This is a genomic window from Mycobacterium sp. (assembly GCF_035314905.1).
Lineage (GTDB): Bacteria > Actinomycetota > Actinomycetes > Mycobacteriales > Mycobacteriaceae > Mycobacterium.
The window spans coordinates 25,743-31,978 of the sequence record NZ_DATFYW010000155.1; the positions used below are offsets into that span (position 1 = coordinate 25,743).

The 6,236-nt window shown below is 65.1% G+C and carries 9 protein-coding genes and 1 pseudogene; 8 read left to right on the top strand and 2 right to left on the bottom strand.

Annotated features, from left to right (window positions below):
* The first annotated feature begins 443 nt into the window (after positions 1 to 443).
* The 4 genes from VKG81_RS13305 to VKG81_RS13320 all read left to right on the top strand — a co-directional run bounded on the left by VKG81_RS13305 (position 444) and on the right by VKG81_RS13320 (position 1,717).
* Positions 444 to 701 (top strand): CopG family transcriptional regulator, encoded by a 258-nt coding sequence (locus VKG81_RS13305; RefSeq protein ID WP_324396610.1) that lies wholly within the window; start codon positions 444 to 446, stop codon positions 699 to 701.
* Positions 698 to 1,087, top strand: a complete 390-nt coding sequence (locus VKG81_RS13310) for a type II toxin-antitoxin system VapC family toxin (protein WP_324396611.1) — start codon at positions 698 to 700, stop codon at positions 1,085 to 1,087. Before VKG81_RS13305 ends, VKG81_RS13310 begins: the two co-directional genes overlap by 4 nt.
* A gap of 286 nt (positions 1,088 to 1,373) precedes the next feature.
* Positions 1,374 to 1,574 carry a hypothetical protein gene (locus VKG81_RS13315; RefSeq protein ID WP_324396613.1) on the top strand — a complete coding sequence of 67 codons (201 nt, stop codon included), beginning with the start codon at positions 1,374 to 1,376 and terminating at the stop codon, positions 1,572 to 1,574.
* Positions 1,571 to 1,717 carry a hypothetical protein gene (locus tag VKG81_RS13320; protein WP_324396615.1) on the top strand — a complete coding sequence of 49 codons (147 nt, stop codon included), beginning with the start codon at positions 1,571 to 1,573 and terminating at the stop codon, positions 1,715 to 1,717. The genes VKG81_RS13315 and VKG81_RS13320 overlap by 4 nt, the downstream gene beginning before the upstream one ends.
* A 157-nt stretch (positions 1,718 to 1,874) precedes the next feature.
* On the opposite strand, the pseudogene VKG81_RS13325 reads toward VKG81_RS13320, so the two are convergent.
* Positions 1,875 to 2,198 (bottom strand): annotated as a pseudogene (locus tag VKG81_RS13325) (DUF222 domain-containing protein); the annotation flags it as partial.
* Positions 2,199 to 2,365: 167 nt separating this feature from the next.
* On the opposite strand from VKG81_RS13325, the gene VKG81_RS13330 reads away from it, so the two are divergent.
* Both VKG81_RS13330 and VKG81_RS13335 read left to right on the top strand, forming a co-directional pair.
* Positions 2,366 to 2,581 carry a hypothetical protein gene (locus VKG81_RS13330; protein WP_324396617.1) on the top strand — a complete coding sequence of 72 codons (216 nt, stop codon included), beginning with the start codon at positions 2,366 to 2,368 and terminating at the stop codon, positions 2,579 to 2,581.
* A gap of 286 nt (positions 2,582 to 2,867) precedes the next feature.
* Positions 2,868 to 3,548 carry a sigma-70 family RNA polymerase sigma factor gene (locus tag VKG81_RS13335; protein ID WP_414685264.1) on the top strand — a complete coding sequence of 227 codons (681 nt, stop codon included), beginning with the start codon at positions 2,868 to 2,870 and terminating at the stop codon, positions 3,546 to 3,548.
* 987 nt (positions 3,549 to 4,535) lie between these two features.
* On the opposite strand, the gene VKG81_RS13340 is transcribed toward VKG81_RS13335, so the two are convergent.
* On the bottom strand, positions 4,536 to 5,012 hold the full coding sequence (locus tag VKG81_RS13340) for a Dps family protein (RefSeq protein WP_324396619.1): 477 nt from the start codon (positions 5,010 to 5,012) through the stop codon (positions 4,536 to 4,538).
* A 203-nt stretch (positions 5,013 to 5,215) separates the two neighbouring features.
* Between VKG81_RS13340 and VKG81_RS13345 the strand changes: the two genes are divergently transcribed.
* Together VKG81_RS13345 and VKG81_RS21535 are read left to right on the top strand one after the other, a co-directional pair.
* Positions 5,216 to 5,986 (top strand): DUF2071 domain-containing protein, encoded by a 771-nt coding sequence (locus VKG81_RS13345; protein ID WP_324396621.1) that lies wholly within the window; start codon positions 5,216 to 5,218, stop codon positions 5,984 to 5,986.
* Position 5,987: 1 nt separating this feature from the next.
* Positions 5,988 to 6,236 (top strand): SDR family NAD(P)-dependent oxidoreductase (locus VKG81_RS21535; RefSeq protein ID WP_414685265.1); only part of this gene is annotated, 249 nt, incomplete at its 3' end.

A 6,236-nucleotide genomic window follows, 5' to 3' on the forward strand; every position in this document is an offset into this window, starting at 1 on the left:
GGAGGTTTGGTAGGTGGAGTGTTCGCGCAGCATGGCCCCTCGAAGCCTACGGCCGCGGCGACGAACACCCTGGAAGAACAGTAAGGAATATGGCGGATTACCAGTAGAGTACTGCATATTGCAACAGATGAATCATGGACGTGGGCCTCTCAGGTCAGCCGCGAACTGTCCTCCGTCAATGTATCTCTGTCTCGGTCACTTTAGTTTTCGCATCTGGACGCGATTGCATGGTTATTTTGGCTGCGCGGGCGGAGCGGGTTGTTCCTGGTGTCCTTGGTCAATGTATCTGTCGTTTGGTCACTTTAGTTTCGGCATTGATGTAGTTTGTGGATGTTATTTCGGCCAAACACACGGCGGCCGCTGTGGCGGCCGCGAGCGAGTCCGGCCAAGGTTTTGTCCCCCGCCGCCCAGCAGCGAACAATAGGCGATGTATGATGTGGTGTATGAAGCGCACCAACATCTACCTCGACGAGGCACAGACAGCGGCGCTCGACCGACTGGCAGAACAAGAGGGAGTGTCACGCGCTGAGCTGATCCGCCAACTGCTGGACCGCGTCCTAGCCAATGCCGACGAGAGCCTCGCGTCGGATCTTCACGCGATCGAGAACTCCTTCGGGGCTCTGCGTGACATCGACGTGCCGGCGCGCGGCAACGGTGAGCGTGAAGAGCATCTGGCGCGCGTCTGGCGTCGCTCGTCGTGATACTGGTCGACTCGGATGTGTTGATCGCGCATCTGCGCGGCGTCGTTGCCGCCCGAGATTGGCTCATCGACGCCCGAACGGACGGCCCGCTGGCGATCACCGTGGTGTCGATTGCCGAGCTTGTCGGCGGCATGCGCACGGCCGAGCGTCGCGAAGTGTGGCGGCTGCTGGCAGCCTTTCGGGTGGAACCGGCGACCGAGGTCATCGCCCGTCGTGCAGGCGAAATGATGCGCCGATATCGCCGCAGCCACACCGGCATTGGGCTCGGTGACTACCTCATCGCGGCAACCGCCGACGTCAAGGGCCTCCCCCTGGCGACCCTCAACGTCAGGCACTTCCCCATGTTCAAAAATCTGCGACCACCGTATGCGGGCGCGCCTGGGTAGGCGCTCGCCGCAGGGGTGGTCGGCCCTTGTGCATTGCGGCTCGCTGAGGGCTCGCCGGGCGCTGCGCTTCTTTGGTCTGTTGGTCTGTGGCAGAGTCGCGCCGCCCCGAGCTCGCTAAAACGTCGCGCCTATGCCGCCTAATCGATACTTTTGGGGAGCCTGACTCGAGAAACACCGATGAACTTCCAGTTGGCTGCATCATGGACCCCCCCAAGGTCACGGCGGTGACCGGAGCGACCCCCATGTGCGGGCTGCGGCTGCACAACTCGACCCTGAAGATGTGTCCGTGACCACCGGTGACGCTTCAAGCGATCCGCTGATCGCGTTCTTCGGCCGCTGGTGCTCGGTCGTCACGGCGCTGGCCGCCATCGCGCCCCCGGGCGTCGCGCACGCCGTACAGATACTCAACGCTCTCCTGACGGCCCAGGGCTCCGATCTGACGTCCATCAAGGGCCACCTAGTCGCCATGCGCAGCGAGTTCGGGTGAGGGTGACAGCCCGAAACGACGACGCGGCGGCGCGGGAGGTCAACGACCACCTGATCACCGATGCCATCCAGCTGATGAGCCGCCACGAGCTCTACAACGCGATCGGGGAACACGACGTGGCTGACATCGAGGAGGCCGACTGAGCGGCTGAGCAAAGGGTGGCCGGTCGCCCAGGCCGGCCATCCCCTCCACCGCCCGGCACAGGTGTGGGGAGGGGGTCGCCGTTGTTGGTGGTTTTGGGGGTGGGCGTTTGCGTTGGCGTTTGTCGGTCCCCCATCAGGCGCCTGCCGGAGGGTGCTGCGGGGGCTCGATTCGTCGGGGGCGCCCGAGATTCATCGGGCGACTTTGGTGCTCGTCGAACACCGACGGTTAATGGTAGGCGTGGCTGCCATGCGGATGAGATCGCGCATCGGTAGCAGTGTCTCGGCGGCGGTCACCAGGTGCCCTGCGGCTGCGGTCAGTTCCTGAAGCGTGGTTGAGACGATCACGGTTACCGGCAATCCGTTGTGCATACCGAGTTTCGGGTCGCCTAACTGGCCCGCGGACCAATGCGTTAAGCGCGTCGTGCTGGCGCTGGGCATGGCTGCGCAGATCCTTGCCAGCGATCTCTCCGGCGGGCCCGCCGGTGCTGTGCCGCGACTCCGCGCCGGGAATCAGCTCGATTTCGGTTTGGCCGTGTGATCAAGATCTCACCTCTGTGACGCGAAATCCGGACTGCGGCTCCGAACAAACAGTGAGGCCCACAGCGGGGTGGCGCTCGCCGGAAGTTTCGACATCGATCGGGGAAAAACATGGACTACCTCTACTTCGGCAACCCGCTAATCGAGATCGGCCCGCTGGGCGTCTTGGTGCTGCTGGTCACCCTAACCATGCGCACGATCATCCTGCGCGAACGGGCAATGGCCCGCAAGAGCAAACGGGAACTGGTGGAGAAACGGAAGCTTGCTCAGGCGGCGCTGCTCTCAGGCGACTTTGCTAAGAACCGAACGCTCACCACGGCGGCTTGACCGAGCGGTTAAGTGGCGGCTGCGGCGGCGGTTCGATCGTGCGCATGATCGTCTCGGCAACAACAGACGGTGGGCAGGCAGTAGCCTTCGAACACTGCCGTCGTCAGCGGACACCCTCTACGCGGCGCTGGCCACGGTTCACGACCAACCTCACCGTCGGCCACCCGCTCATGGCGAGCCTTCGACACCCAGAACGATCCGCGCGGCGATAACTAGACTTTTCTAGTCAGCAGCGGTTACCCACCAGCTCCGGCAACAACGCCGGACCTTCACAGAACGGACCGCAGTGCCCGACATCGATGGCAGTGCCGCAGTGGAGGTCGTCGACCCCGTGCAGCCTGACTCTGCCGCAGACCCGCTGCTCACCGAAACGGACGCGGAACTGACCACGCGGTTCGAGCGCGACGCAATCCCGCTGCTCGACCAGCTGTACGGCGGCGCGCTGCGGATGACGCGTAATCCAGCCGACGCCGAGGACCTGCTGCAGGACACGATGCTGAAGGCCTACGTGGGGTTCCGGTCGTTTCGGGCGGGCACGAACCTCAAAGCCTGGCTGTACCGGATCCTTACCAACACCTACATCAACACCTACCGCAAGAAGCAACGCCACCCGGCGGAGTATCCGACCGAGGAGATCACCGACCGGCAGCTCGCGGCGAACGCCGAGCACACCTCAACCGGGCTGCGGTCGGCTGAGGTGCAGGCGCTGGAATCCTTGCCGGACACCCAGATCAAGGCGGCTCTGCAAGCATTGCCCGAAGAGTTCCGGATGGCGATCTACTACGCCGACGTCGAGGGCTTCGGATACAAGGAGATCGCTCAGATCATGGGGACGCCGATCGGGACGGTGATGTCGCGGCTTCACCGGGCAAGACGACAGCTGCGCGCGCTGCTGGCCGATGTCGTCACCGAACGCGGCGTCAACCGCGCGCAGCGTGTCGACGCCGCCGAGTTAATGTCGTCCTGAACGGCAACGACGGTCGCGAACGGCGAAAGGGTTACCCTGGCAACCCAGGACGTGCCGCGCGTGTGCCGGGAATTGAGCCCTACAAAGTTTGGATAGGTCCTTCGTGCCGGCGCCGGAGGTACTACGCCTTGGACGTTACACCGCGGGCGCTAGGCCGTCGCGGTAACCAGCGGGAGCCGACGCCGTAGTCGGGCACGGGTCGCCCAGTGCTGTAGCGCGTCGGGCCAGGAACTTCTCACTGGAACGATGGTGCTGCGGTCGTAGATACGCAGCACCGGGCTGACCGCGCGGCTGGGGACCCAGAGCCCACTGAAGCTCGGCGGTCTGGTAGGCGTCATCGAGCGATCAGTACTGAAATATACTGCGCGGCAAAGAATGCGACGGCGCTCAGGTCGAGGATGACGGCGTTTCCCACCAGGACGACAGGTGTGGCCCAGGCGGTGATAGGTCGATGTCCGTCGCGTCGACGTCACCGCTGATCGTCACCACCGTCGCCAGGCGGCGACACCGGCATCCTGCGAAGTGATCAGCCTTGAAGCGCAACTCATCAACGCCGCGATCCTCGACACCCCCACCCCCGTCGAGCTGCCCGGCAGCCCGATGAGCCGGCTCGCCGAGAACGAGACCGGGACTCCGTCGTGACGGCTCAACGCGAAGGTGGCGATCGCGCGAGCAGGTGACCAGGGTTACCTGTTCAGTGGTGCTCGATCTCACGTGAAATAGCCTGCCCGCCAAAACTGCCGCATATTGCATCAGATGAATCAATCGTCTCCTCGCCGTCAGTCCTCCTTGGTCGCCCTCGGCTGGTTGAAAGCCGGCGTTTGAGCTGTAGGTATTCGGTGCCGACAGAATGCCCGACCTCAACCGAAGCTAGGCAAACGCCACTTACACCGAAACCCAGATAGACCCCCAATCAGCGGGAGACCGCGGGGTCTTCCCGACACCGCGGGCCATGACGCGTAGGGGCTCCCGCACCAACGCCGGGCGTCAGGCGAGGAGGCTTCGGAGCATCCAGGCCGTCTTCTCGTGGATCTGGAGTCGTTGGGTGAGCAGGTCGGCGGTGGGTTCGTCGTGTGCCTTCTCGACGACCGGGAAGACCGAGCGCGCGGTGCGCGCAACGGTCTCCTGGCCGACGACCAAGCGGCTGATCATCTCGGTGGCGCCGGGGCGGTCGTCGTCTTCGGGCACCGACGAGAGACGCGCGAACTCGCGGTAGCTGGCGGGTGCGGGTGCCCCGAGGGCACGGATGCGTTCGGCGATTAGGTCGACGGCGAGGGCGAGCTCGTTGTATTGCGTCTCGAACATGAGGTGCAGGGTCTGGAACATCGGCCCGGTGACGTTCCAGTGGTAGTTGTGCGTCTTGAGGTAGAGGGTGTAGGTGTCGGCGAGCAGTCGGGACAGCCCCTCGGTGATGGCGGCGCGGTCGGCCTCGTCGATGCCGATGTCGATGGTCAGATCAGTCATGGTTGTCTTCCCTTCGGCTACCCGATCCGTATGGGAAGCAGAACATCGATGACTGGAGCCGGCATTCCCGATTCAGGGAGGCAGTTACCGTATGGGTGTTCGGCGATCAGCTGAACGGCACCCTGCTAGATGTCGGCGCCCTGTCGGTCATCTCGCCGGCACGGAAGTAGAAATAGAACGTGTTCTCTTGCGTTGTACCCGGCGTGATCACAGGTCAGGAACTCAGTGAGGTCGGGCTCGATCCGGTGTGCCCGCATCCGATTGCCGGCCCGTTCATGCGCCAGCGTTGGGAGGAGGTCGCCTTCGCCCACTGGCCGGTGCCCGCCGGGCTCGTCGCCAGCGTGCTGCCGGGTCCGCTCCTACCGGATTGCCATGCCGGATCTGCGTGGGTATCGCTGGTCACGTTCCGGATGCGATCGCTGCGCATCACCCACCTGCCACCGATCCCGACGACGAGCCACTTCGCCGAGGTGAACGTCCGGACCTACGTGATCGGTCCCGACGGCCCCGGCGTGTGGTTCTGCTCACTCGACGCCCCGTCGTTCCTGCCCGTCCTGGTCGCACGCACGCTGTACGGCCTGCCGTACTGCGTCGCCGACATCCGGCGCGACCCTGGCCGTGGCGGGGATGCATGGGCTATCGCCCGACGGTGGCCCGATCGCGCGGCCGGACGCCTCGCCGTCGAACGCCTCGACGCTGCGGCCGACGACGACCTCGCCGTCTTCCTGACCGCGCGGTGGCGTCTTTATGCGGGCACGCGGGTCACCCGCGTCGCCCGCATCGACCACGAACCCTGGCCGCTCCGTCATGCACGCGTCCTCGACTGCGACACCGGCCTCGTGGCGGCTGCCGGCTTCGCGGTCGGCGGCACACCCGTCGCGCACTGGGCATCGGGTGTCTCGGTCCGGGCAGCCGGCCCGAAACGCCTCCGTCGACGGCATCACGCGGCCACGCCGCTCACCTCGGGACGCTGACATGGCAGAGCGTGCCCTCGAAGGCGCATCAATCGTGGTGGCTGGCGCCAGCGGTGGCATCGGTCGACAGATCGCGAAACAACTCGCCGAACGCGGCGCTCGACTGACGCTGGCCGCTCGCGATCGAAGCGCCCTCGAAGCGCTCGGGATCGACGCGACCGTGGTAGCCGCCGACCTGCGCGACGCGCAGGCGGGGACGGCGATCGTCAGTGCCGCCCTCGCCGCGAACGACCGGCTCGACGGCCTGGTG

What these genes read in the sequence shown, in the direction of transcription:
- VKG81_RS13305 (WP_324396610.1), top strand. Translation starts at nt 444, where the DNA reads ATGAAGCGCACCAACATCTACCTCGACGAGGCACAGACAGCGGCGCTC.
- VKG81_RS13330 (WP_324396617.1), top strand. Translation starts at nt 2,366, where the DNA reads ATGGACTACCTCTACTTCGGCAACCCGCTAATCGAGATCGGCCCGCTG.
- VKG81_RS13340 (WP_324396619.1), bottom strand. Translation starts at nt 5,012, where the DNA reads ATGACTGATCTGACCATCGACATCGGCATCGACGAGGCCGACCGCGCC.